23 protein-coding genes are annotated in these 22362 nt (G+C 71.5%); 5 read left to right on the plus strand and 18 right to left on the minus strand.

Going from position 1 to position 22362, the window contains the following annotated elements; translation table 11 throughout:
- Positions 1 to 161 precede the first annotated feature (161 nt).
- The 3 genes from F6J85_RS04160 (at position 162) to F6J85_RS04165 (ending at position 3894) form a co-directional block, all read left to right on the plus strand.
- Positions 162 to 1634, plus strand: a complete 1473-nt coding sequence (locus F6J85_RS04160; protein ID WP_150923957.1) for an NAD-dependent succinate-semialdehyde dehydrogenase — start codon at positions 162 to 164, stop codon at positions 1632 to 1634.
- 61 nt (positions 1635 to 1695) lie between these two features.
- The gene (locus F6J85_RS17650; protein ID WP_191906747.1) at positions 1696 to 1833 is read left to right on the plus strand and encodes a hypothetical protein; all 138 of its coding nucleotides are present in this window, start codon (positions 1696 to 1698) and stop codon (positions 1831 to 1833) included.
- A gap of 63 nt (positions 1834 to 1896) precedes the next feature.
- Positions 1897 to 3894: an acetoacetate--CoA ligase gene (locus tag F6J85_RS04165; RefSeq protein ID WP_150923958.1), complete on the plus strand. Its 1998-nt coding sequence runs from the start codon at positions 1897 to 1899 to the stop codon at positions 3892 to 3894.
- 52 nt (positions 3895 to 3946) lie between these two features.
- Here F6J85_RS04165 and dctP read toward each other — a convergent pair whose 3' ends face one another.
- From dctP to F6J85_RS04220, 11 genes are all read right to left on the minus strand, one after another.
- Entirely contained in the window at positions 3947 to 5158 is a 1212-nt protein-coding gene (dctP, locus tag F6J85_RS04170) for a TRAP transporter substrate-binding protein DctP (protein WP_150923959.1), read from the minus strand.
- An 81-nt stretch (positions 5159 to 5239) separates the two neighbouring features.
- The gene (locus tag F6J85_RS04175; RefSeq protein ID WP_150923960.1) at positions 5240 to 6787 is read right to left on the minus strand and encodes a TRAP transporter large permease; all 1548 of its coding nucleotides are present in this window, start codon (positions 6785 to 6787) and stop codon (positions 5240 to 5242) included.
- Positions 6784 to 7449 (minus strand): TRAP transporter small permease, encoded by a 666-nt coding sequence (locus tag F6J85_RS04180; protein WP_150923961.1) that lies wholly within the window; start codon positions 7447 to 7449, stop codon positions 6784 to 6786. Before F6J85_RS04180 ends, F6J85_RS04175 begins: the two co-directional genes overlap by 4 nt.
- A gap of 100 nt (positions 7450 to 7549) precedes the next feature.
- Complete coding sequence (locus F6J85_RS04185) at positions 7550 to 8302, minus strand: alpha/beta fold hydrolase (RefSeq protein WP_150923962.1); 753 nt, start codon at positions 8300 to 8302, stop codon at positions 7550 to 7552.
- Positions 8302 to 8634: a biotin/lipoyl-containing protein gene (locus tag F6J85_RS04190; RefSeq protein WP_150923963.1), complete on the minus strand. Its 333-nt coding sequence runs from the start codon at positions 8632 to 8634 to the stop codon at positions 8302 to 8304. The genes F6J85_RS04185 and F6J85_RS04190 overlap by 1 nt, the downstream gene beginning before the upstream one ends.
- Positions 8627 to 9652 (minus strand): alpha-ketoacid dehydrogenase subunit beta, encoded by a 1026-nt coding sequence (locus tag F6J85_RS04195; protein WP_150918593.1) that lies wholly within the window; start codon positions 9650 to 9652, stop codon positions 8627 to 8629. The genes F6J85_RS04190 and F6J85_RS04195 overlap by 8 nt, the downstream gene beginning before the upstream one ends.
- A complete protein-coding gene (locus F6J85_RS04200) occupies positions 9649 to 10647 on the minus strand; it encodes a thiamine pyrophosphate-dependent enzyme (protein WP_238707056.1) in 999 nt (332 codons plus the stop codon). The genes F6J85_RS04195 and F6J85_RS04200 overlap by 4 nt, the downstream gene beginning before the upstream one ends.
- A 10-nt stretch (positions 10648 to 10657) precedes the next feature.
- Entirely contained in the window at positions 10658 to 11545 is an 888-nt protein-coding gene (locus F6J85_RS04205; protein ID WP_150923964.1) for an NAD(P)-dependent oxidoreductase, read from the minus strand.
- Positions 11542 to 13260: a dihydroxy-acid dehydratase gene (locus F6J85_RS04210; RefSeq protein WP_150923965.1), complete on the minus strand. Its 1719-nt coding sequence runs from the start codon at positions 13258 to 13260 to the stop codon at positions 11542 to 11544. Before F6J85_RS04210 ends, F6J85_RS04205 begins: the two co-directional genes overlap by 4 nt.
- Positions 13261 to 13299: 39 nt before the next feature.
- Positions 13300 to 14055, minus strand: coding sequence for an SDR family oxidoreductase (locus F6J85_RS04215; protein WP_150923966.1), 756 nt, complete (start codon positions 14053 to 14055; stop codon positions 13300 to 13302).
- A 37-nt stretch (positions 14056 to 14092) separates the two neighbouring features.
- Positions 14093 to 14404: an EthD family reductase gene (locus F6J85_RS04220; protein ID WP_150923967.1), complete on the minus strand. Its 312-nt coding sequence runs from the start codon at positions 14402 to 14404 to the stop codon at positions 14093 to 14095.
- A gap of 82 nt (positions 14405 to 14486) precedes the next feature.
- Here F6J85_RS04220 and F6J85_RS04225 point away from each other — a divergent pair, with 82 nt between their 5' ends.
- Complete coding sequence (locus tag F6J85_RS04225; protein ID WP_476738600.1) at positions 14487 to 15461, plus strand: NAD(P)-dependent oxidoreductase; 975 nt, start codon at positions 14487 to 14489, stop codon at positions 15459 to 15461.
- 37 nt (positions 15462 to 15498) lie between these two features.
- Complete coding sequence (locus F6J85_RS04230) at positions 15499 to 15960, plus strand: DUF3237 domain-containing protein (protein WP_150923968.1); 462 nt, start codon at positions 15499 to 15501, stop codon at positions 15958 to 15960.
- Here the strand turns inward: F6J85_RS04230 and F6J85_RS04235 are convergent.
- From F6J85_RS04235 to F6J85_RS04265, 7 genes are all read right to left on the minus strand, one after another.
- A complete protein-coding gene (locus tag F6J85_RS04235) occupies positions 15945 to 17213 on the minus strand; it encodes an alpha-hydroxy acid oxidase (protein WP_191906748.1) in 1269 nt (422 codons plus the stop codon). The two genes, F6J85_RS04230 and F6J85_RS04235, sit on opposite strands and share 16 nt — an antisense overlap.
- Complete coding sequence (locus F6J85_RS04240; protein WP_150923969.1) at positions 17210 to 18184, minus strand: ketopantoate reductase family protein; 975 nt, start codon at positions 18182 to 18184, stop codon at positions 17210 to 17212. The genes F6J85_RS04235 and F6J85_RS04240 overlap by 4 nt, the downstream gene beginning before the upstream one ends.
- Entirely contained in the window at positions 18171 to 18959 is a 789-nt protein-coding gene (locus F6J85_RS04245; protein ID WP_150923970.1) for a VOC family protein, read from the minus strand. Before F6J85_RS04245 ends, F6J85_RS04240 begins: the two co-directional genes overlap by 14 nt.
- Before the next feature lie 175 nt (positions 18960 to 19134).
- Positions 19135 to 19581 (minus strand): nuclear transport factor 2 family protein, encoded by a 447-nt coding sequence (locus tag F6J85_RS04250; RefSeq protein WP_150923971.1) that lies wholly within the window; start codon positions 19579 to 19581, stop codon positions 19135 to 19137.
- Positions 19578 to 20495 carry a fumarylacetoacetate hydrolase family protein gene (locus F6J85_RS04255; RefSeq protein ID WP_150923972.1) on the minus strand — a complete coding sequence of 306 codons (918 nt, stop codon included), beginning with the start codon at positions 20493 to 20495 and terminating at the stop codon, positions 19578 to 19580. The genes F6J85_RS04250 and F6J85_RS04255 overlap by 4 nt, the downstream gene beginning before the upstream one ends.
- Positions 20496 to 20501: 6 nt before the next feature.
- The gene (locus F6J85_RS04260; protein ID WP_150923973.1) at positions 20502 to 21899 is read right to left on the minus strand and encodes an aldehyde dehydrogenase family protein; all 1398 of its coding nucleotides are present in this window, start codon (positions 21897 to 21899) and stop codon (positions 20502 to 20504) included.
- On the minus strand, positions 21896 to 22330 hold the full coding sequence (locus tag F6J85_RS04265; protein ID WP_238707058.1) for a carboxymuconolactone decarboxylase family protein: 435 nt from the start codon (positions 22328 to 22330) through the stop codon (positions 21896 to 21898). Before F6J85_RS04265 ends, F6J85_RS04260 begins: the two co-directional genes overlap by 4 nt.
- Positions 22331 to 22362: the final 32 nt, after the last annotated feature.

The raw sequence follows: 22362 nt of genomic DNA on the forward strand, positions 1-22362 counted from the left end.
CGGTGGCCAGTATATGGCGGTCGCCGGATGCGTCGGCGCGACGCGGGCCGACCCTCGACGTGCTGTCCACCGCGCACGCGAGGCTGTACGCCGTGTATATCGATGCGGATGCGCGACGGTGGCCACAATGGAGGGGAGCGTATCGATCGAGGAGGACGAACATGAGCGTTTCGCGCGAGGAAGAACTGCTGGCATCGGTGCCTGACGGCCTGTACATCGCCGGGCAGTGGCGTGCGGCGGAGGGGGGCAAGACGCTGGACGTCGCCGACCCCGCCACCGGTGACGTCATCCGCTCGATCGCCGACGCCTCGGTCGCCGACGGCGCGGCCGCCATGGATGCTGCGGCGGAGTCCTTCCCGGCCTGGGCGGCGACGCCCGTGCGCGAGCGTGCCGAGATCCTGCGGCGCGCGTTCGACCTGCTGCAGGCCCGCAAGGAGGACGTCGCGCTCCTGATGACGCTCGAGATGGGCAAGCCGCTCGCCGAGGCCCGCGGCGAGGTGGCCTACGGCGGCGAGTTCCTGCGGTGGTTCAGCGAGGAGGCCGCGCACGTCCAGGGCCGCTACGGCGCGAACCCCGAGGGCACCGGCCGCATGATCGTCACGCAGCACCCGGTGGGTCCGTGCTTCCTCATCACGCCGTGGAACTTCCCGCTGGCGATGGCCACGCGCAAGATCGCCCCCGCCCTCGCCGCGGGATGCACCGTGGTGATCAAGCCGGCCTCGCTGACCCCGCTGACGACGCTCTTCTTCGTCAAGCTGCTCGAGGAGGCCGGCGTTCCCGCCGGTGTCGTCAACGTCATCACGACCTCCACGACGGGCCCGGTGTCCGAGCGCATCATCCGCGACCCGCGCCTGCGGAAGCTCTCGTTCACCGGATCCACCCCGGTGGGTCAGCGCCTGCTGCAGCAGGCCGCGGAGGGCGTGCTGCGCACCTCGATGGAGCTCGGCGGCAACGCGCCGTTCGTCGTGTTCGACGACGCCGACCTCGACAAGGCCGTCGACGGCGCCATCCAGGCGAAGTTCCGCAACATCGGGCAGGCCTGCACGGCGGCGAACCGCTTCATCGTGCACCGCTCGGTGGTCGAGGAGTTCACCCGCCGCGTCACCGAGCGCGTGCAGGGCATGCGCATCGGGCGCGGCACCGAGGACGGGGTGCAGATCGGTCCGCTCATCGACGACCGCGCAGTCGCCAAGGCCACGCAGCTGGTCGGTGACGCCGTCGAGCGCGGCGCCACCGTGACCGTCGGCGGTGCGGCCGTGGACGGTCCCGGCACGTTCTACCAGCCCACCGTCGTCGCCGACGTGCAGCCGGGCAGCGAGATCCTCCGCGAGGAGATCTTCGGCCCCGTCCTGGCGATCGTGCCGTTCGACACCGAGGACGACGCCGTGCGCATCGCCAACGACACCGAGTACGGCCTGGTGTCCTACGTCTTCACCGAGAACCTCGCACGCGGGCAGCGCATGATCGAGCGCCTGGAGACGGGGATGATGGGGCTGAACGTCGGCGTCGTGTCCAACGCCGCCGCCCCCTTCGGCGGCTGGAAGCTCTCCGGGCTCGGGCGCGAAGGCGGCGCCGAGGGCATCCACGAGTACCTCCAGACCAAGTACACGCTCACGGCGAACCCCTTCGCCTGAGCAACGGCGCGCGGCGGATGCGGGGGCATCCGTCGCGCGGTCGCCGGGGCATACTGGACCGATGACGCGCAGGAACGACCGGAGGGCGGGCGACCCACGCGGTCCCTTCGCCGGGCATTCCCTGTGGTGGTGGGGGAGCGCGGCGGTCACGGCCGTCGCCGTCGTCGGTGCGGCCGTGCTGCTCGCGCTGCCGTTCTGACCCGCGTTTCGTGCGGCGGAAGTCGATCCGCTTCGCCGCGGGCCCCGCGGTATGGTCATCGGCATGAGTGCCTACCCGGTCGCCCCGGTCCTGTACGAGCTGCCGGCCGACCTGCAGTCGGAGTCGGTCCTGCAGCGCTTCATCGAGTGGGTCGCGGAGCACCGCGGCATCCGCCTGGACGGCTACCGGGAGCTGTACGACTGGTCGATCACGGATCTCGACGGGTTCTGGGAGTCGGTGTGGCAGTTCTACGACGTGCACTCGAGCACCCCGTACACCGCGGTGCTGGCCGAGGAGCGCATGCCCGGTGCCGTGTGGTTCCCGGGTGCGCGGCTGAACTACGCCGAGCATGTGCTCCGAGGCGACGGCGGCCGCTGCGCGTTCGTCGCGTATTCGCAGACGCGGCCGACGCAGGAGTGGAGCGTGGACGACCTGCGCGCGGAGGTCGGGCGCGTGCGCACCGGCCTCGTCGAAGCCGGCGTGGGCCTGGGCGACCGGGTCGCGGCGTACCTGCCGAACATCCCGGAGACCATCGCCATCGAACTGGCCGTGGTGAGCCTGGGCGCGGTGTGGGCGACCTGCGCGCCGGAGTTCGGCGCCTCCAGCGCCATCGACCGGCTGAGCATCATCGAACCGAAGGTGCTGTTCGCCGTCGGCGGCTACCGGTACGGGCGCAAGAGCATCGACCGCACCGCCGAGGTGGCGGAGATCACCGCGGCGATCGGGAGCCTCGAGAAGGTCGTGGAGGTGGCGTACCCCTCCCACGTCCTGTCCGACGCGATCCGGTACGAGGACTTCGGCGACGGCGGAGCGGAGGACATCGCGTTCGAGCACGTCCCCTTCGACCACCCGCTCTTCGTCATCTTCACCTCGGGCACCACCGGCAAGCCCAAGGCCATCACCCACTGCCACGGCGGCATCCTGCTCGAGCATCTGAAGAACCACGGTCTCAGCTGGGGCCTGCGCGAGGGTGATCGCCTGATGTGGTACTCCACGACCGCATGGATGGTGTGGAACACCCTCCCCTCGGTGCTCCTGGTGGGCGCGTCCGTCGTGCTGTACGACGGCGACCCCACCTTCCCCGACACCCGTGAGCTGTGGCGTGTCGCGGAGGAGACCGATCCCGACGTCCTGGGCATGAGCCCGGCATACATCCGCGGAAGCCGGGCCGCGGGCGTCGACCCGCGCACCGAGTTCTCCTTCCCCCGCCTCCGGCAGCTGTGCGCCGTGGGCAGCCCGCTGCCGCGTGACGGCTACCGCTGGGTGCACGAGGAGTTCGGAGACCGCGTCCTCCTCAACGTCGGATCCGGCGGCACCGACGTGTGCGGCGGCATCGTGCAGGGCGCTCCGCTCCTCCCGGTATACGACGGGCAGATCTCCGGTTCGGCCCTGGGGGTGGCCGCCGCCGCATTCGACGAGAACGGCGATCCGGTGCTGGATTCCCCCGGGGAGCTGGTGATCCGCCGGCCCATGCCGTCGATGCCGGTCGGGTTCTGGGGCGATGACGACGGGTCGCGCATGCACGAGGCGTACTTCTCCTCGTACCCCGGCATCTGGCGACACGGCGACTGGGCGGTCTTCCACGCCGACGGCTCGTGCCAGATCACCGGGCGCTCGGACGCGACGCTGAACCGGGGTGGCGTGCGCCTGGGGACGAGCGAGTTCTACCGCGTGATCGACGCCGCACCTGACGCGGAGGATTCGCTCGTGGTCTTCCTGGAGGGTCAGGGCGAGGACGCCGAGACCGGCCGGCTGCTGCTGTTCGTGCAGATGGCCGGCGGGGCTCCGCTGGACGAGGAGCGGCGGGCATCGTTCGCGCGGATGCTGCGCAGCGAGCTGTCGCCGCGCCATGTCCCGGACGAGATCCACGCCGTCCCCGCGATCCCGCTGAACCGCACGGGCAAGAAGCTGGAGGTGCCGGTCAAGCGGCTCCTGCAGGGCAGGCCCCTCGCGGAGGTCGCTCAGCTGGGAGCGGTGGCCGATGCCGGCGCACTGGAATGGTTCGCGGAGTTCGCCCGGACCCGGTCCGCGGCACCGGTCCTGGACGCATCCGCCCCGTGACGACCGGAGGCCGCCGCCCCGAGGGGCGACGGCCTCCGGCCGGCTGTGGTGTCTAGCCGTTGAAGCTCTCGATGCACGAGGTCACCGGGTCGATCGAGAGGGCCGGGTCGTCGAACTCCGCCTCGTACTTCTCGATCAGGGTCCAGTAGTCCTCCAGGACGCCCTCGGCGTTGGTGAGGCCCGCTGCGGTGGCGTTGCGCACCCAGAGTTCTTCGTTGGTGTAGGTCTCGCCGTCCACGAGCGCGCCGAGCTCCTCGAACTCGGCCACGGTCTCCTCATCCCATGCCGTGAGCGTCTCCACGTTGGGGATGGACGAGATCATCTCGCACTGCTCGTCGGTCCCGACGAAGTGGGTGCCGTCGGCGCTGTCGTATCCGGCCTTCCACACCTCGACCGCCGCGCCGGAGTTCAGCTCGTCGGCGACCTCCTCCAGGGTGGCCTTGATGTCGTCGGGGAACTCGTCGTAGTAGTCCTTCGCCCAGTACATGGCGAACTCGGAGTACACGCCCTGTCCGGTGTCGACCCAGTGCTTGAGGACCTCACCGAGCTTCCACGCCACGACGAAGTCCATGGCACCGGCGGCGGCGCTGACGAGGCCGGTGGAGAAGGAGTTGTACGCTTCGTCGGCCGTCACCTGCGTGGGGACGACGCCTGCGGCGGCGAAGTTCGGCGCGGCGATGGTGCCGGCGGTGCGCATGGTCAGGCCGTCGAGGTCGGCCGGTCCTTCCAGCGGCGTGTTGGAACCGACCAGGATGTTGCCGACGGACCACGTCGACACCGAGTACAGGTTCTTGGCGTCCAGGAAGGTCTTGACGTCCTCGTTGGTCTCGGTCAGCTCCGCCATCGCCGCGGTGATGGCGGCGGAGTTGGTCGGACCGAAGGTGATCTCGGGCAGGGAGTTCGGCACGAAGATCGACGGCTGGTAGTTGGGCACCGTCACCAGCAGCTGGGCGCTGCCGTCCTCGAGGCACGCGTACTGGTCGGCCTGTGCGCAGATCTCGTTCGCGGTGGTGCGGTTGAACGCGATCGCGCCGTTGGTGCGCTCCTCGACCTGATCCATGTACCACTCCTGCGCCGGGCGGAGGACGGACTTGTCTGCGGCGACCGAGGTGATCGTGACCTCCCATTCGCCCTCGGCGTAGTCGCCGCCGCCCTCGCCGCCGGAGGGGCTGGCCGGCGAGCCGCTGCAGCCGGCCAGCATGGCCACCGCCGTCGCTGCGGCCGCGACGGCCGTAGCCAGTCGTCGTTGGTTACGTGAAAACATCGGTGTTCTCCTCAGTGTTCGGTGTGATCGGGACGGTGCGGGTTCCTCGGGATGGGTCGGGAGAGGGGAGCGGCCCTCAAGTCAGGGCGCGGGGATGGTGGGAATCTCCCCGGGCGTGCCGTGGAAGGCGGCGTTGACGGCGTCGGACACGAAGGACGGCAGCCACAGGGTCAGCTCCGGCCACAGGAACAGGATCACCAGGACGACCAGGTCGACCACGATGAACGGCAGGATGCCGACGAAGACCGTGCCGCTGCGGACTTTCGCCACGCCGGCGGCCACGAAGGAGTTGATGCCCACCGGTGGCATCACCATCCCGATCTCCATCAGTTTGATGATGAGGATGCCGAGCCAGATACTCATGAGGAGCTCGGCGGCGGCCTGCGTCGGGGCGTCGGGGAAGAAGTCGGTGGCCAGCGCCATCCCGATCGGGTGGATGATCGGCACGCTCAGCAGCAGCAGCGACATCTCCTCGAGGAACATCCCGAGCGGGATGAGGCAGATCAGCAGGATCGCCATCAGGATGTGGGGGTCCAGCTGCCACTCCCCGACGGCATCCTTGATCCCCTGCGTGACACCGGCGTGCACGAAGAACCTCGAGAAGATCACCGAGCCGAAGATGATGAAGAACACCATCGACGTCGTCGCCGCGGTGTCCAGCAGCGAATCGCGGATCTGGAGCCCCAGACCCTTCGCCCCGAGCTTGCGCCGCTCGATGATGAGGATGATCACGGAGACCACCGCTCCGAACGCGGCGGACTCGGTGGGGGTGAACAGGCCCGAGAAGATGCCGCCGATGATGACGGTGGCCAGCACCAGCACGTAGACGACTCCGCGCCAGGGAAGGTTCCGCCAGTCCTTCGTCTTCGCGCTGAGCCCGATGCTCATCGTCAGCGTGCCCGAGTCGGTGCGCCGCGTGTTGCCCTCGGCCTGCGCGCGGGCCCGGGTCTCGCGCTGCAGCGACTCGTAGGAGGCGATGAAGTTGAGGTCCTCCGGCTTGCTCAGCTTGTCCACGCCCACCCGGCGCGCGCCGATGATCATGATGTACAGGACGTAGCCGAGGAACGAGATCGCCACCGGGATGAGGCCGGCCACCAGCATGGGAGCCACCGACGTGTTCGTGATGACGGCGTAGATGACGATGAACGTGCTCGGCGGGATGAGGATGCCCACGGTGCCGGCGACGGCGACCATGCCGGTGGCCAGTCCCGCGGGATATCCGTGGCGGCGCATCTCGGGCACCGCGAGCTTCGACATCGTCGCGACCTTCGCGATCGACGAGCCGGACACCGCGGAGAACCCGGCCGCGGCGATCACGGTCGCAACCCCCAGGCCCCCGGGCAGGCGCCGGGTGAAGTACGCGGCGATCTCCAGCGCGTACTCCGCGATGCGCGCACGGACGGCGAAGAGGCCGACGAGCATGAACATCGGGATGATCGTGAGGGTGAAGCTGTAGGAGTTCTGGAAGGTCTCGTTGACCATCACGGACACGGCGACGGTGGGCGATTTGACCATCATCAGCCCGAGGGCGCCGGAGATGCCGAGCGCGAAACCGATCGGCACGCGGATGGCCAGGAGGAGGAACATCAGCGCGAGGGTGAGCCAGATGGCGACGGCGGAATCGATCATCGTGCGCCTCCATCCGATCCCTGTGCCGGGGTCCGGTCGATCTGCTGTTCGTGCTCGGCCAGGCTCGCCGCGCGCAGCGCGTCGCGGTCGCTGAGGGCCGTGGGGTCGCTCGGCGGGGCGTCGTCGAACTGCATGACGTCGTCGTAGGGTCGCCGGCCGATGATCGACCGCACCAGGTTGAGGAGCACGACCAGGAAGAAGGGGATCAGTGCGACGGCGAAGACCCAGCGCCATGGCCACAGCGGGGCGAGGCCGACGCCGTCGACGACGGTCTCGGGAACCGGCCACGTACGGGTGATCGCGCGGTCCACCGACGCCCAGAGCAGCCACAGGATGTACCCGCTCGCCAGCGACCAGATGACGATGTCCAGGACGCGGTTCGCCTTCGGTCCGAGCCGTTCGGTGACGACTTGCACGGAGACCTGCTCGCCGCGCACGGTGGTCCACGCCATACCCGCGAACGTCGCGGTGACGAGCAGCCCGCTGACGAGGTTGGTCACATCGAACGGGTCGCCCAGCCATCTCGCGATCACCGAGCCCACGAAGGCGGCGACGATGCCCAGTGTCGCCAGTGTCGCGATCATGGCCGAGACGGCAGCCACCCAGACCACGGCGTTCTCCACGACGCGGATCGGGTCGTCCTTCAAACCGGGTGCACTCACCTTCGAGCCCTCCTCGTCACCAGGAGGGGTCCCCTGGCTTCACGGAGGCTGACGGTACACCAACGGGGCACACGTCGCGACGGTTCGCGGAGGACCCGGATCACCGCGTCAGCCACACCGTCGCCGCTTCCTTGAACGTGCGGGAGGAGACCGCGCTCGTGTGCGAGCGCCCCGCCACCGGCACGAAATGCGCGCCGACGGCGCGGGCGAGCGCCTCTCCGCCGGCGGCGATGGTGTCGCGATCTCCGTTGACGATGCACATCGGCGCGGCGGGTGCGGGGTCGGCGGGGAGGACGGAGACCGTGTCCCGGCCCACCCCTTCGGCGACGTCCAGGAGCACGCCGACGTCGTTGCCCGGCACGAGGGACGCCAGAGAGATGAGAGCCGCGGTCGGGGGGTGGAGGATCGGGGTGCCGCGGAAAACAGCCGCGCGCGCGGCCTCCAGGTCGACCTCGGCGAGCGGTGAGGTGGGTCCGAAGCCGCCGAGGACGAGCCGCCGGATCCGTCGCGGCTGCGCGAGGGCCAGCATCCATCCCAGGCGCGAGCCGAGCGAATAGCCGAGGTATCCGGCCTCGTCGGCGCCGACCGCATCCAGGACGGCGACGAGATCGGTCACGAGCAGAGCCGCCCGGTAGTTGTCGGGGCCGGCCGGACGGGCGCTGCCGCCGTGACCGCGAAGGTCGACGGCGATCCCGCGGAGGCCGGCGTCGGCGAGCGCGGTTTCCCACCCGCTTCGTCGCCAATTCTGTGCACTATTCGACGCGAATCCATGCACGACGAGAACAGGCCGTCCGTCCGCGGCGCCGATCTCCTCCCACGAGACGACGGTGCCGCCCGACCGCACCGTCGGCATCAGTCGTCCTCGGGCGGGCGCAGGGTGACGCGCTTGACCGGCACGTCGGCGTCGACGGCCGGTACCCTCCCGACGATGCCGGCGCTCTCCTCGGGCACCTCGAAGGTGATCAGCGCGTCGCCGACCCGCACCGTTTCACCCTCCTCCGCGCCGAGGCGGGACACGACGCCGGAGAGGGGGGAGGGCAGCTCCAGGGCCGATTTCGTCGTCTCCACCTCGACAAGGACGTCGTTGCGCTCGACGAGGTCGCCCACCCCTACGTGCCACTCGAGGATGACCGCATCCTCCAGGCCCTCGCCGAGGTCGGGAAGCGGGAAGGACTGTTCAGCCACGTCGGTACTCCAGTACTCGCTGCATCCCCAGCAGGATGCGGTGGACACTCGGGATCTGCTCGTCCTCGAGGGCGCCGGAGGGGGTCGGCACGTCATAGCCGGTCACCCGCTGCACCGGCGCGCGCAGCGTGTCGAAGAGCCGCTCCGAGATGCGCGTCGCGACCTCGGCGCCCAGGCCCGCCGTCCGGGCCGCCTCATGCACGACCACCGCCCGCCGGGTGCGGCCCACCGATTCCACGATCGTCGCGGTGTCGATGGGGGAGAGCCACCGCAGGTCGACGACCTCGGTGTCCACGCCATCCTCCGCGGCGACCTCGGCCGCCTTCAGTGACCGGTCGACCATCGCTCCCCAGCTGAGGATGGTCAGGTGCCGGCCGGGGCGGACGATCCTCGCTCCGTCCGCGCCTCCGGAGTTCCCGAGGTCGACGGGGCCCTTCTGCCAGTACCGCGACTTGGGCTCGAGGAAGATCACCGGGTCGGGAGAGCGGATCGACGCCCGCAGCAGGTGGTACGCGTCATGCGCGTCTGCAGGGCTGACGACCTTCAGCCCTGCGACGTGCGCCCAGAACGCCTCGGTGCTCTCGCCGTGCAGCTCAGGGGCCCGGATGCCGCCGTAGCTGGGCACGCGCAGTGTGATCGGCATCGGCAGCCGTCCTCGGCTGCGATAGCGGTAGCGCGCGACCTGCGAGACGATCTGATCGAACGCGGGATAGGCGAAGCCGTCGAACTGCACTTCGGGGACCGGCCGGAAGCCGGCGATCGCCAGGCCCACCGCGGTGCCCAGGATGGCCGATTCGGCCAGCGGTGTATCGAAGACGCGGTCGGACCCGAAGCGCGCCTGCAGGCCATCGGTGACACGGAAGACGCCGCCGAGCACGCCGACGTCCTCCCCGAAGACCAGGACGCGGGGGTCGGCGTCGAGTTCATCCGCGAGCGCACGGTTCAGCGCCTGCTGCACCGAGAGGATCTCCACGGTGGAGCCGGTGTCGCCCGGCGCCGGACGCAGGGTGGTGGTCATGCGCGGGTGCTCTCTTCCCAGGCGGCGCGCTGTTCGAGGAGATCCTCGGTGAGCTCCTCGTAGACGTCGGTGAAGAGCTCCTCGCCTCCACGGGGCGGGAGCGTGGTCAGGTGGAGGCGGATCTCCTCGACCCACCGGGCGGCTTCGGCATCGACCTCGGCGACGTCGGACTCCTCGATCACCCCCCGCTCCCGCACGCTGCGGCGGTACCGGATGACGGGGTCCTCCCCGCCGTCGCGGCGCTCGTCGTCCAGCGTGCGGTACCGGCCGGGGTCATCGGAGGTGGCGTGCGGCCCCCGGCGGTAGATCTTCGACTCGATGAGCGTCGGCCCGCCCCCGTCCCGGGCGCGCTGGACGGCGTCGGTCACCGCCGCGCGCACGGCGAGCACGTCGTTGCCGTCGACGGCGACCCCGGGGAAGCCGTATCCGGCCGCGCGCGCGGCGATGGATCCGCCGGCGACCTGCTGGGAGACGGGCACGGAGATGGCCCACTGGTTGTTGGTGACGAGGAAGACCACGGGAAGGCGCCAGACGCCGGCGAAGTTCATCGCCTCGTGCGTGTCGCCCTGGCTGGTGCCGCCGTCGCCGATGCAGGCGAGGGCGACGCCGTCGCGTCCGTCGATCCGCTGGCCCAGGGCCCATCCGACCGCGTGCGGGCCGTTGGAGCCGACCACCGCCTGGATGGGGGTGACGTGGGCGGCGACCGGGTCGAACGATCCGCCGTTCCAGTCGCCGTTGTGGTTGGCGAGGTAGGCCCGCATGTCCACGCCGAGGGCGAGGGCGAGGGCCAGCTCGCGGTACATCGGGAAGACGAAGTCGCGGCCGGTGTCGATGGCCGCCGCCGCTCCCACCTGCGTCGCCTCGTGACCGATCGAGGGCGGGAAGCCGGGGATGATCCCCTGGCGGTGCCAGCGGACGAGCTCGACATCGAGCGCGCGCGCCCGCACGAGGAAGCGGTACATCTCCCGCTCCTGCTCGCGGGTGGGTTCGGACACGGCAGTCCCCTCACTGTTCGGACGACGATGGATCGATGGACGGCGCGCCGGGGAGCCAGCGCGTCAGCGCCGACGGATGCCGGGTGAATTCGCTCCGCGCCGCGGCGGCGAACACCTCCTGCGCGTAGGGGAACAGACCCGAGCGGAACTCCGCGCCACCGAGGAGCTCGGCGATGTTGCGCTGCACCTCCACGAGGCCGCCGAGGGACATGCCGCCCGCGTCGTAATCGTGGGCGAGCGCCTTGGACAGCCCCTGCCGGAGGACTGCGCCGTCCGCCATTCCGCCGTACAGGATCCCCTGGGCGGCATCCGGGTCGAGTCCCAGGCGTTCGATGAGCCAGGCCGTCTCGGCGGCGGCGACGAAGTTGATCGAGACCAGGAAGTTGTTGATGAGCTTCAGCGCCAGGCCGCGGCCTGGTCCGCCGAGGTGGGCGATCCGCCCGGTGTAGGCCTGCGCGATCGGCCGCAGCTGCTCCACCCCGGCCGCGTCGCCCCCCACCGCGCACACGAGGGTTCCCGCGACAGCGCCCATCGGGCCGCCGGAGACGGGCGCATCGAGGTACCGGGCGCCCCGCTCGGCGAACGCGGCGGCGACGCGCTCCGCCACCTGCGGGGCGTAGGTCCCGTGGTCGGCGAAGAGCTGGCCGGGCCGGGCGTGGGAGAGCAGCCCGCCGAGATACACCTCTTCGATCGCCGCGCCGTCCAGGAGGCACCCGAGGACGACGTCCTGGGCGGCGATCTCCGCGAGATCGCGGGCGGGCACGGCGCCCGCCTCGAGCACCGGTGCCAGCTTCGACGGGGAACGGCCCCACACCGTGACCTCGTGCCCGGCGGCGAGGAGGTTGCGGACCATCGGCGCGCCCATCGCGCCCACGCCGGTGAAGCCGATCCGCGTCATGCGGACGCCTCCCGTCCGCGGAGGTCCTCGTCGACGAGGAAGTCGAAATCGCAGCCTTCGTCGGGCTGGAGCGCGTGCCGGGCGTACAGGCTGCCCCAGCCGCGACGCGGCGGCGCGACACCTCCCGTCATCGGAGCGCGGGCGGCGAGCTCCTCGGCGGGTACGAGCAGGTCGAGCCGGCCGGCGTGCGTGTCCAGTTCGATCTCGTCACCGTCCCGCACGAGCGCCAGGGGACCGCCCACGGCCGCCTCCGGCGACACGTGCAGGACGACACTGCCGCTGGAGGTCCCGCTCATGCGGGCATCCGTCACCCGGAGCATGTCGGTGACGCCGGCGCGGAGGAGTTTCGCGGGGATCGGCACGTGTCCCACCTCCGGGATGCCCGGCCCGCCCTTCACCCCCACCCCGCGCAGGACCAGCACGGAGTCGGCGTCGACGTCGAGGTCTTCGCGGTCGATCTTGGACCACATGTCCGCCACGCCGTCGAACACCACCGCCCGGCCGCGATGCCGGCGCGCGGCCGACGCGGCGCCGGCGAGCTTCATCACGGCGCCGCCGGGGGCGAGCGACCCCCGCAGCACACTGATCCCGCCGTCGGGGGTGAGCGGCTCGGCGGCATCCGCGATCGGTCCCCCCAGCGCCACGGGTGCCATGGCGTCGAACACCTCGCCCCACGTGCGGCCGTCCGCGGTGGCCACGTGCTCGTGCAGCAGGTGGCGGATCCGCGCCGCGACCGCGGGGATGCCGCCGGCGGTCTCGAGGTCGCTCAGGAGCGCCCGCCCGTTGGGTTTGACGTCGGTGATGAAGGGCGTCGACCTCGACCACTCGCGAAGGCGTTCGTGTCCGATCCGCAGGCCCGCTCTGCCTGCGATCGCCTCGAGGTGGATGAGCGCGTTCGTCGAGCCGCCGAGGGCGCACGTGACGCGCACCGCGTTCTCCAGGGATTCCAGGGTGACCCGTGAGCGGGGCGGAACGCCGCGTGAGACGACATCCACGATGAGCCGGCCGCTGTCCTCGGCGATCCTGTCGCGCTCGGGTGCGGCGGCGGGTGCCAGCGCGGATCCGGGCAGCGCGAACCCGAGCAGCTCGCCGATCGCCGCCATCGTCGTCGCCGTCCCCATCACGTTGCACGTGCCCGGTCCGGAGTGGATGACGCCCTCGAACGCGGCCCAGTCCGCGTCGCTGAGGGCGCCCACGCGGCGCTGGTCGATGACGTCCCACTGCGCGTCGACGGTCGTCGGCTCCCCCTGCCAGCACGCGACCGGCCGCGGTCCTGCCGTCACCAGCACCGCCGGCGTGCCGGCGCTGATGGCCCCCATGAGCACCCCGGGGACGGTCTTGTCGCATCCGCCCAGCAGGACGACGCCGTCGATCGGCGACGCGAGGATCGTCTCCTCCACGTCCATCGCGAGCAGGTTGCGCAGGTACATCGAGGAGGGGCGGCTGAAGGGCTCGCTGATCGAGATGGTGGGGAATTCCAGCGCGAGCCCGCCGGCGGCTTCGACGCCCCGCTTGACGGCCGCGGCGAGGTCGCGGAAGCCCGAATTGCACGGATTCAGTTCGCTCCAGCTCGTGCAGATGCCGATCACCGGGTGACGGCGGACCTCCTCGGCCGTGTAGCCCTCCGCGCGGAGGAACGCGCGGTGCACCATGCCGTCGGCACCCGGGTCGCCGAAGATCCGCCCGTCGAGCCGGTGGATGTGTTCCTGGGACATCCTCGTCCTCTCCCCGCTCACCCGCCGTGGCCGGCGGGATCACGCACCCTTGGAATCGCCGTCGATGGGGAATGCCTGGCCGCTGATCGAGCGGGCCGCGTCCGAGGTCAGGAAGGCGACCAGATCCGCGACCTCCTCCGCCGTGACGAAGCGCTGAAGCGACTGATTGGCCAGCGCCGCCTCCCGCTCCTGCGCGAGCGTCCGCCCGCTGGCGCGCGCCCGACCGGCGAGCACCTGGTCCATGCGCTCGCCCGCGACGGCGCCCGGGAGCACGGCGTTGACCGTGACGTCGGATGGGCCGAGCTCGAGCGCCAGGGTCTTGGCGAACCCGACGAGGCCCCACTTGCTGGTGGCGTAGGCGAGCCGCTGCGGGTACCCGACGCGTCCGGCCAGCGACGACATCACCACGATGGCGCCCCGCCCGGATTCGGTGAGCGCGGGAGCGGCGGCCTGGGTGATCCAGAACGTGCCGTCGAGATTGACCGCCAGAACGCGCCGCCAGTCGGCGGCGGAGATGTCCTCGATCGGCGCCGTCGGCCCGCCGATCCCGACGTTGTCGACGAGGACGTCGAGGCCGCCCATGGCCGAGACGGCTTCGGCCACGAACGAGCGGGCGGCAGAGCGGTCGGAGATGTCGCACTCGCGCATCGTCACGCCCGAATCGGTCTCGCGTGCGTCGCCGCCGAGGTCGCAGCCCCACACGGTGTCGCCCCGGCGCACGAAGGCGTCGGCGATGCGCGCACCGATGCCGCTGCCGGCACCGGTGACGATCGCGCGCCGAGGCGTGTGCGGCATCACATCCCCTCCCGGGGATGCCCCGTGGTCGCGGGCGTCATGCCGGCGGCGTCTCGGTCTCGTAGTCGAGCACGAGGGTGCCCTCGGGGGCGTAGTTCGGCACGTCCGCCTCGACCGCCCGGCCCTCCGGTGACGACAGCGCAGCCACCATCGCCGCGTGATCGGGGAAGTCTGCCTCGTAGACGGCGAAGTAAGGGCTGGACCCGCCCTGTGCGCTGATCGCCGTGGAGAATCGGTGCGCGAGCATGCCGGGCATGCGCGAGGCCAACGGCAGGTGCGTGCTCCGGTAGTAGCTCTCGAAGCCGGCGGGGTCGGGCGGCTGCGGATACAGCACGACGAGCTTGTGCATGTCGGACCTTTCGACGAGGACCCCTCCATCGTGGCCCGGGTAGCGCCGACCGGCACGCGGACTGCACGGAGGAGGCACAGATGTGCGCCGGTGGACCAGTCCGCCTGCGCGCGCCGTCCCAGACTGGTGCGAAGGCGGACGAAGTGGATCGGAGCACGCGGCGATGGTGGATGACAGGACTCAGCGGGTGGGTTTCGTCGGGCTGGGGATGATGGGCACGCCCATGTCGCGCAACCTCGCCGGTGCCGGATTCGACCTGCGGGTCTACGACGCCGACCCCGAGCGCACGCGCGCGGTGGCGGCGGAACTGGGCGTCACCCCGGTCGCAGATCCCGTGGAGCTGGCCGCCTGCGACGTCGTCGTCACGATGCTCCCCACGAGTGCGATCGTGCGCTCGGTCTTCCTCGGCGCCGACGGCGCGCTGACGATCCCCCTGCGCGCGGGGACCGTGATCGTCGACATGAGCTCGTCCGACCCGGCGGAGACCGTCGAGACCGGCCGCGCCCTCGCGGCCTTCGGCGTCCGCCTCGTCGACGCCCCGGTGTCCGGAGGCGTGGCGCGCGCGGCCGATGGGACGCTCGCGATCATGATGGGCGCCGACGACGAGGACGCGGCGGCCCTCGCCGAACGGATCGTGGCGCCGATGAGCAGATCGGTGTACCGCACGGGCGGCCTGGGCACGGGCGACGCGATGAAGGCCCTCAACAACTTCGTCGCCGGCGCCGCGTTCGCGGCCACCTCGGAGGCGCTGATCGCCGGACGGCAGTTCGGCCTGGATCCCCAGCTCATGGTCGACATCCTCAACGACTCGACGGGGCAGAGCTTCTCCTCCACGCACGTCTTCGGCCCGCACGTGGTGCAGGAGCGGTACGCCAGCGGCTTCGCGCTGCCCCTGATCACCAAGGACATCCGCATCGCGCGCGACCTCCAGCGCGGGCTCGGTCGCGACGCGCCCGTGTGCGAAGCTGTCACGGCGAGCTTCCAGGAGGCCCTGGACGCGCTCGGCGGCGTGGACCACACCGAGGCTTACCGGCACTGGAGCGGCGAGAGCCGCTGACCCCGCCACCCTCACCCGATCGCGAACGGAGCAGCCGATGGAGCCTTCCCTGCCGGGCCTGGAGCCCGCCTTCGACGTCGAGGCCGCACTGGGGTCGCTGCAGGATCACGGCATGACCCGCGCCGGGCACCGCCGCGTCATCCCGGTGGCCGGCGGCACGATCCGCGGGCTCTTCGACGCCGAGATCCTCCCCGGGGGTGCCGACTGGCAGATCCTCCGCGCGGACGGGTCGGTCGACATCGATACCCGCTACACCGCGCGCACCGCCGACGGGGAGTACGTGCACCTGCGCACCGCCGGCGTGCGCAGCGGCGACCCCGCCACACTGGAGGCGCTCCTGCGCGGCGAGGCGGTGGATCCGAGCCGCTACTACTTCCGCGTGGCCGTGTACGTCGAGACCTCGGCGCCGCGGCTGGAGCATCTGCAGCAGGCGATCTTCGTCGCCTCGGCGATCCGCGAGGCCGACGCCGTGCGCTACCGCGCCTACCGCGTGACGTAGCCCGCATCCGGCCGAGTGCCCACCGGACCCGCAGAGGGAACGCGAAGCCGCTCCTCCACACGCACCATCTCAGGCGTCACCTCCGCCGGGGACGCGGCGCCCAGCAGCGCGAGGGTCCGGCGGAGGCCCGCCTCGACGATCCCCAGCGCATGGTCCACGCCCGCCTCGCCGCCGGCGGCCAATCCGTACAGGTACGCGCGGCCGATGAGCGCCGCGTCTGCGCCGAGGGCCAGGGCCGCCGCGACGTGTGCGCCGGTTCGGATGCCGCCGTCCACGGCCACGAACATCTCCGGGCCGACCGCGCGGCGGATCGCCGGCAGCGCCTCGATCGGGGCGATCGCACCCTCCAGCTGCCGTCCGCCGTGATTGGACACCACGAGCCCGTCCACCCCGTGCGCGCGCAGGGCCACGGCGTCCTCGGGTGAGAGCACGCCCTTCACCACGATGGGGCCGTCCCACAGCCCCCGGAGCCACTCGAGGTCACGGAAGGTGACCGCCGGGTCCAGGAGCGCGTTGGTCTGGGCGACGAAGTCCGAGCGGGGGGCGCCGCCGGTGGCGAAGCCGATGGGCTCGGTGGTGAGCACGCGCCACACCCACCGCGGATGCCGCGCGAAGCCCACCGCGGTGCGCAGCGGCACGCTCGGGGGGAACTGGAGCCCGGCCCGCACGTCGCGGAGCCGCTCTCCCGCCACCGGCACGTCGACGGTGAGCACCAGCACCCGGAAGCCGGCACGGCGGGCCCGCTCGATGATCGCGCGCGCGGCGTCCCGGTCGCGCCACAGGTACAGCTGGAACCAGCGATCCAGCGTCGGCGCCGCCTGTGCGACGGCCTCCGGCGAGGTCGAGGCCATGGTCGACAGTGCCGCCGGGATGCCGTGCGCAGCCGCCACCCGCGCCACCGCCGCCTCGCCCTCGGGGTGGAACACGCGCGTGAGCCCCACCGGCCCGAGGATGAGGGGCGAATCCGCCCGGCGCCCGAGCATGTCGACGCTCGTGTCGACGACGCTGACATCGCGCAGGACCCGGGAGACGAGCCGGACCCCGGCGAAGGCCTCCCGGTTGCGCCGGGTGGCCACCTCGTCGCCTGCGCCGCCGTCGAGGTAACCGAAGACCGGCCGGGGAAGACGCCGGCGGGCGCGGTCGCGCAGTTCGGCGACGTCCACCGCGGAGCGGACCGACCGGTGCGGCAGCCCGCCGCGCAGCCGCACCATGCGCACGGCGTGGGCGATCGAGGCCGTCCATTTCCCGGTCATCGGCGCACCGTCACGGCGACGCGCAGCGCGTCGGTGAGTGCTTCCAGCGCCGGGACGGGCACACCCGCGGCACGCGCCCGCTCGATGACGGCGCCCGGGATGGACTCGATCTCGGCGGGGCGGCCGGCCGTCACGTCCTGCAGCATGGAGGCGCGATGCTCCCCGTGCGCGGTGAGAGCGTGCTCGGTGGCGGCGCGGATGCGGTCGGCGTCCACCGCGACGCCGAGCGCGTGCGCCACGGCGACGACCTCCTCGAGCACGCGGGCGATCACGCGCCGCCCGGGCGGGGTGTCCATCGCGGCGTTGGCGGCCCCGGTGAGCGCGGCCAGCACATTGAGCGCGGTGTTGAAGGCGACTTTCTCCCACACGGCCGTGGCGATGTCGGGCGAGACCCGCGCGTCGAATCCGGCGGATGCCAGGACGGCGGCGACCGGGCCCACCGCCGCAGCCCCGGCGGGGACGAAAGCGCCGAGTTCCAGATGGCCTCGGCCTCGCGAGCGCACGCCGGTCGCGCCCCACGCATCGGCGGGCAGGGCCGCCACCCCCGCGACGATCCGGTCGGCGGGGAACACCTCCGCGAGGAGCTCGGGATTGCCCAGCCCGTTCTGCAGGGTCAGCACCCGGGCTCCGGTGCCGGCGAACCGGGCGATGGCGGCGACGGCGGCGCGCGTGTGCATGCCCTTGGTGAAGACGATGTACAGATCCGCCGCGCCCGTCAGGTCGTCGGCGCGGCATGCGGGCACCGGGACCTCGCGCACGCCTGCGTCGTCCTCCAGGCGGACGCCGCGCTCCGACAGCGCGCGCAGCAGATCCGCGTCCACGTCCACGAGCGTCACGCGCGTGCCCACTTCGCTCAGGCGGGCAGCGAACAGGCGACCCATCGCGCCGGCGCCCACGACGACGACGGATGCGACGCTCCCGGCATCCACCTCCGCTCCCGGCGCGGCCGCACCGGGGTCACTCCGCGACATCGGGCGTGCCGTAGATGTGGAACTCGGGCGGGATGGGTGCCCCCCATCCGGGCTTCGTCGCCCACTCCTCTGCCGTCCACACGTAGGGTTCGCGGTCGGGGGCGAACACGAGGTACCCGCCGTTGGCGACCTCGATGCGGTTGCCGCCGGGTTCCCGCGTGTAGAGGTAGAAGCCCTGGATCGCGGTGTGGCGCGACGGGCCGGCCTCGATGTGGATGCGCGCGTCGGCGAAGATCTCCGCGGCGCGGAGCACCTCCTCGCGGGTGTCGACGAGATACGCGAAGTGGTGCAGCCGGGCGGAGCCGCTGGTGCGCTCCTGCGTGTAGATGAGTTCGTGCCCCTGGATGGTCGCGCTCATCCACGCGCCCGCTTCGGCCCCGTCGGGAAGCTCGATGATCTCGTACGTCCGCAGTCCGAAGCCCTCCTCCCAGAACCGGCGGTTGGCCCGCACGTCGCGGGCCAGGAGGTTGAGATGGTCGACGTGCCGCACGTTCGCGCCGCGGCCGGCGTAGGCCTGGAAGTTCACCGGGATGACCGGGCGCTTGCCCTCGGGGGCGACGTACGCCTCGGTGTCGAAGTAGAGCCGGAAGACGTGCCCGTCGGGGTCGGTGAACTCGTACTCGCGGCCGCCGCCCAGATCCTGCGGCACCCACGTGCCCCCGTGCCCGTGCTCCTCGAGCCACGCGACGCGCCGGTCGAGGGCGTCGGCGCTCGCCGTCCGCCAGGAGGCGTACTCCAGGCCGGCCCGGTCGGAGGGGTGAGCTTGAGACTCCACCGTTCGTAGTCCCCGAAGGCCCGCAGGTAATGCGACCCGTCGCGCTCCTCGACCTCGTCCATCCCGAGCAGGTCGACGAAGTACGCCAGGGTGTCTTCGAGCGTGGGGGTCAGCAGCGCATGGTGGCCCAGGTGGGCGAGCTCATGGCGGGGCGAGTCGGGCACGCGGCACTCCTTCAGGACGGATCGGGGGTCGCTGCCGCGGGGGCCAGCGCGGGGTCGCGGAAGACGGGCGTGATGATCCGCTCGGCGATGCGCCAGCCCTGCGCGGTGCGGCGGTAGAGGTCGGAGAAATCGGCCACCATGAACAGGGGGACACCCGGTCGGGGCGGGTCGTCGTTGTCGGCGAAGGTGTGCCAGCTCGAGCGCCCTCTCACCTCGTCGCCCCCGGCGGGCTCGAGGAGGAGGTTTCCGAGGCCGTGGCGCGTGGTGCGCCGCCGCGTCCGCGCACGGAAGGAGGAGATGACCGCCTCGGCGTCGTGGAACTCCCGCCCGATGCTGACGTAGTGCACGTCAGGGGCGAGAATCGCGCGCAGCGCATCGAAGTCGTGCAGGTCCAGTGCCCACGCGAAGCGCGCGTTGAGGTCACCGATCGAGGCCCGCGCCTCGGCGTCGGGCGTCATCGCCGCTCGACGGGGTTCGACAGCGTGCCGATCCCCTCGATCGAGACCTCGATGACTCCGCCCAGCCGCGTCAGGTCGACGTTCTGCACGGCGCCGCCGCGCGCGGAGCGCTGGAGGGCCGTGCCCATCGCGATGACGTCGCCGGGCTCGAGGGTCAGGTACTCCGAGGCGAAGGAGATCACCTCGGCGACGGAAAAGCGCAGGTTGGCTGTGTTGTCGTCGGTCACGAGCGCGCCGTCATGGGTGCACGTGATCCGCAGGGCGTGCGGATCCGGGATCTCATCGCGCGTGCTCACCCACGGGCCCAGCGGCCCGAACGTGTCGGCGCCCTTGTAGCGGGCCGGATAGCTCACCCAGCTGTCGACGTAGCGGATTCCGTCGGGGCTCTCGGGGTCGGGGTGGATCGCGCGGTAGTGGAACGTGTCGGCATCCCGCATGGTCGGGGAGGTCAGGTCGTTGATGATCGTGTAGCCGAACACGTGCGCGAGGGCGTCCCCGACGGCGATGTCCGTCCCGCCCCGCCCGATGACGACCGCGAGCTCGGGTTCGGGATGCACCCGGCCGTACGCCTCCTTGACCACGATCGGACGGCCGTGGCCGACGAGTGACGAGGACGGTTTCACGAACATCGCCGGCGTGGAGGGTCCGCGCATGATGCGGTCGGGATTGGCGCTGTTGTTCAGCGCGACGCACAGCACCTTCCCCGGCCGCCGCACCGGTGGCAGCCACGACAGCGACGCGACGGGGCGGACCTCGCCGGATGCCAGCGCGGTGGTCGCGGCGGACCGCCACTGCGCCTCCGGGGCGGCGAGCATCGCGTCCAGGTCGGGATACGGCATCACCGCCGCATCCTCCGGTGAGGCCTGGACGACCACCGTCGTGCCCGCGCCCTCCTCGATCGTCCCGAATCGCATGGGCGCTCAGACGGTGATCACTTTGGTGCCGGCCACGGCCTTCAGACCGTGCACGCCGAACTCCAGTCCATACCCCGAGCCCTTCGTTCCGCCGAAGGGCACGAGGGGATTGATCGTGCCGTGCTGGTTGATCCAGACGGTGCCGCTCTGGATCCGCTCGGCGATGACCCGTGCCTGCTCGGGGTCGCCCCACACCGACGCGCCCAGTGCCTGATCCGACGCGTTCGCGCGCGCGATGACGTCGTCGAGGTCGGTGTACCGCACGATCGGAAGGACCGGTCCGAACTGCTCCTCCGCCACCAGCGGGGCGTCGTCGTCGATGTCGGCCACGACCGTCGCGCGGTAGAAGTGGGCACCCAGTTCGGGCGCGGCCTCTCCTCCCGTGACGATCCGCGCCCCGCGCCCGCGTGCGTCCTCGACCAGGTCCGAGACGATGTCGAACTGCTGTCGCGTGGAGAGAGGCCCCAGCGCGCTGGTCTCGTCCATGCCCGGTCCCAGCGGCGCGGCCTCGGCCAGGCGTGCGAGCTCGGCCACGACCTCCTCGTACAGCGAGTCGTGCACGTACAGGCGCTTGAGGGCGGCGCACGTCTGGCCGGAGTTGATGAACGCCCCCCAGAAGAGCTTCTCGCCCAGTGCCTTCACGTCGGCTCCGGGCAGGACGATGCCCGCGTCGTTCCCGCCGAGTTCGAGGGTCAGGCGCGCGAGGTTGTGCGCGGAGCTCTTGACGATCTCGCGGCCGGTCCTGGTCGATCCGGTGAACATGATCTTGTCGATGCCGGGGTGTGCGGCGATCGCGGCGCCCACCTCCCGGCCGCCGGGCACCACGGTGAGGACGCCCGCCGGAAGGTGCCGGTTCATCAGTTCCGCCACCGCCATCACGCTGAGCGGGGTGTACTCGCTGGGCTTGGCCACCACGGTGTTGCCCATGCGCAGCGACGGCGCGATCTGCCAGATCGCGATGAGGGCAGGCCAGTTCCAGGGGCTGATCGCGCCGACGACCCCCAGCGGCACGTAGTGCAGCTCGGATCTGGTTCCCTCTGCCTCGAAGATCACTTCGGGTTCCAGCGGCAGGTCGGCGGCGGCGCGGATCCAGGCCGCGCACCCGCCCGCTTCGAAGCGGGCGCCGAGGCCGTTGAGCGGTTTGCCCTGCTCCTTGGCGATGATCTGCGCGAGCTCCTCGGCGTGCGCGTCGATCTCGTCGGCTGCTGCGTGCAGGATCCGGCTGCGCTCGGCGTGCCCGAGCGCAGCCCACGCGGGCTGGGCGGCCCGCGCCGTCGCCACCGCGTCGTCCAGGTCGGCGATCGAGCGTGTCGCGACGTAGCCGATCGGCTCGCCGGTCGCCGCATCCGGGATGGCGCGACCTTCCTGGGCGGTCGCCGTGATGTCTTCGAGCAGTGTCGTCATGATCGTTCCTTCATCCGTGTCGCCTCGGCCTCACCGTCGAGGACGTCGCCGATGCCGCGCGCGTCGAACACCTCCCGCAGGACCCGCACGCCCAGCACCGCGGCCGGGATGCCGCAGTAGAGCAGCCCCTGCAGCACGATCTCGCGCAGCGCGACCGGCGAGACGCCGTTCTCCAGGGCGCCCTCGGTGTGGACGCGGAGCTCGTGCTCCTTGCCGTTGGCGAGCAGCATCGCGAAGGTCACCTCGCTGCGGGCGGCGAGGGAGAGCCCCGGCCGCTGCCACACGTCGCCGAAGGTCGTGCGGGTGACGAAGTCCTCGAGCTTGTCGTTGAGGTCGGTCGTGGTGTCCACCCGGGCATCGGCGCCCTGGGTGCCGAACATCGCGCGGCGCTGCCGCATGCCGATGTCGTACAGTTCGTCGCGGATGACCACCGTGTCGCCTCCTGATGGATGTCGGCCGTCTC

This window comes from Microbacterium lushaniae (genome assembly GCF_008727775.1).
Taxonomy (GTDB): domain Bacteria; phylum Actinomycetota; class Actinomycetes; order Actinomycetales; family Microbacteriaceae; genus Microbacterium; species Microbacterium lushaniae.

Excerpts from the sequence above, each read along its gene's own strand:
- F6J85_RS04160 (WP_150923957.1), top strand. The coding sequence starts at position 162 with ATGAGCGTTTCGCGCGAGGAAGAACTGCTGGCATCGGTGCCTGACGGC.
- F6J85_RS17650 (WP_191906747.1), top strand. The coding sequence starts at position 1,696 with ATGACGCGCAGGAACGACCGGAGGGCGGGCGACCCACGCGGTCCCTTC.
- F6J85_RS04165 (WP_150923958.1), top strand. The coding sequence starts at position 1,897 with ATGAGTGCCTACCCGGTCGCCCCGGTCCTGTACGAGCTGCCGGCCGAC.
- dctP (WP_150923959.1), bottom strand. The coding sequence starts at position 5,158 with ATGTTTTCACGTAACCAACGACGACTGGCTACGGCCGTCGCGGCCGCA.
- F6J85_RS04175 (WP_150923960.1), bottom strand. The coding sequence starts at position 6,787 with ATGATCGATTCCGCCGTCGCCATCTGGCTCACCCTCGCGCTGATGTTC.
- F6J85_RS04185 (WP_150923962.1), bottom strand. The coding sequence starts at position 8,302 with ATGCCGACGGTGCGGTCGGGCGGCACCGTCGTCTCGTGGGAGGAGATC.
- F6J85_RS04195 (WP_150918593.1), bottom strand. The coding sequence starts at position 9,652 with ATGACCACCACCCTGCGTCCGGCGCCGGGCGACACCGGCTCCACCGTG.
- F6J85_RS04205 (WP_150923964.1), bottom strand. The coding sequence starts at position 11,545 with ATGACGCGGATCGGCTTCACCGGCGTGGGCGCGATGGGCGCGCCGATG.
- F6J85_RS04210 (WP_150923965.1), bottom strand. The coding sequence starts at position 13,260 with ATGTCCCAGGAACACATCCACCGGCTCGACGGGCGGATCTTCGGCGAC.
- F6J85_RS04215 (WP_150923966.1), bottom strand. The coding sequence starts at position 14,055 with ATGCCGCACACGCCTCGGCGCGCGATCGTCACCGGTGCCGGCAGCGGC.
- F6J85_RS04220 (WP_150923967.1), bottom strand. The coding sequence starts at position 14,404 with ATGCACAAGCTCGTCGTGCTGTATCCGCAGCCGCCCGACCCCGCCGGC.
- F6J85_RS04230 (WP_150923968.1), top strand. The coding sequence starts at position 15,499 with ATGGAGCCTTCCCTGCCGGGCCTGGAGCCCGCCTTCGACGTCGAGGCC.
- F6J85_RS04235 (WP_191906748.1), bottom strand. The coding sequence starts at position 17,213 with ATGACCGGGAAATGGACGGCCTCGATCGCCCACGCCGTGCGCATGGTG.
- F6J85_RS04240 (WP_150923969.1), bottom strand. The coding sequence starts at position 18,184 with ATGTCGCGGAGTGACCCCGGTGCGGCCGCGCCGGGAGCGGAGGTGGAT.
- F6J85_RS04250 (WP_150923971.1), bottom strand. The coding sequence starts at position 19,581 with ATGACGCCCGACGCCGAGGCGCGGGCCTCGATCGGTGACCTCAACGCG.
- F6J85_RS04255 (WP_150923972.1), bottom strand. The coding sequence starts at position 20,495 with ATGCGATTCGGGACGATCGAGGAGGGCGCGGGCACGACGGTGGTCGTC.
- F6J85_RS04260 (WP_150923973.1), bottom strand. The coding sequence starts at position 21,899 with ATGACGACACTGCTCGAAGACATCACGGCGACCGCCCAGGAAGGTCGC.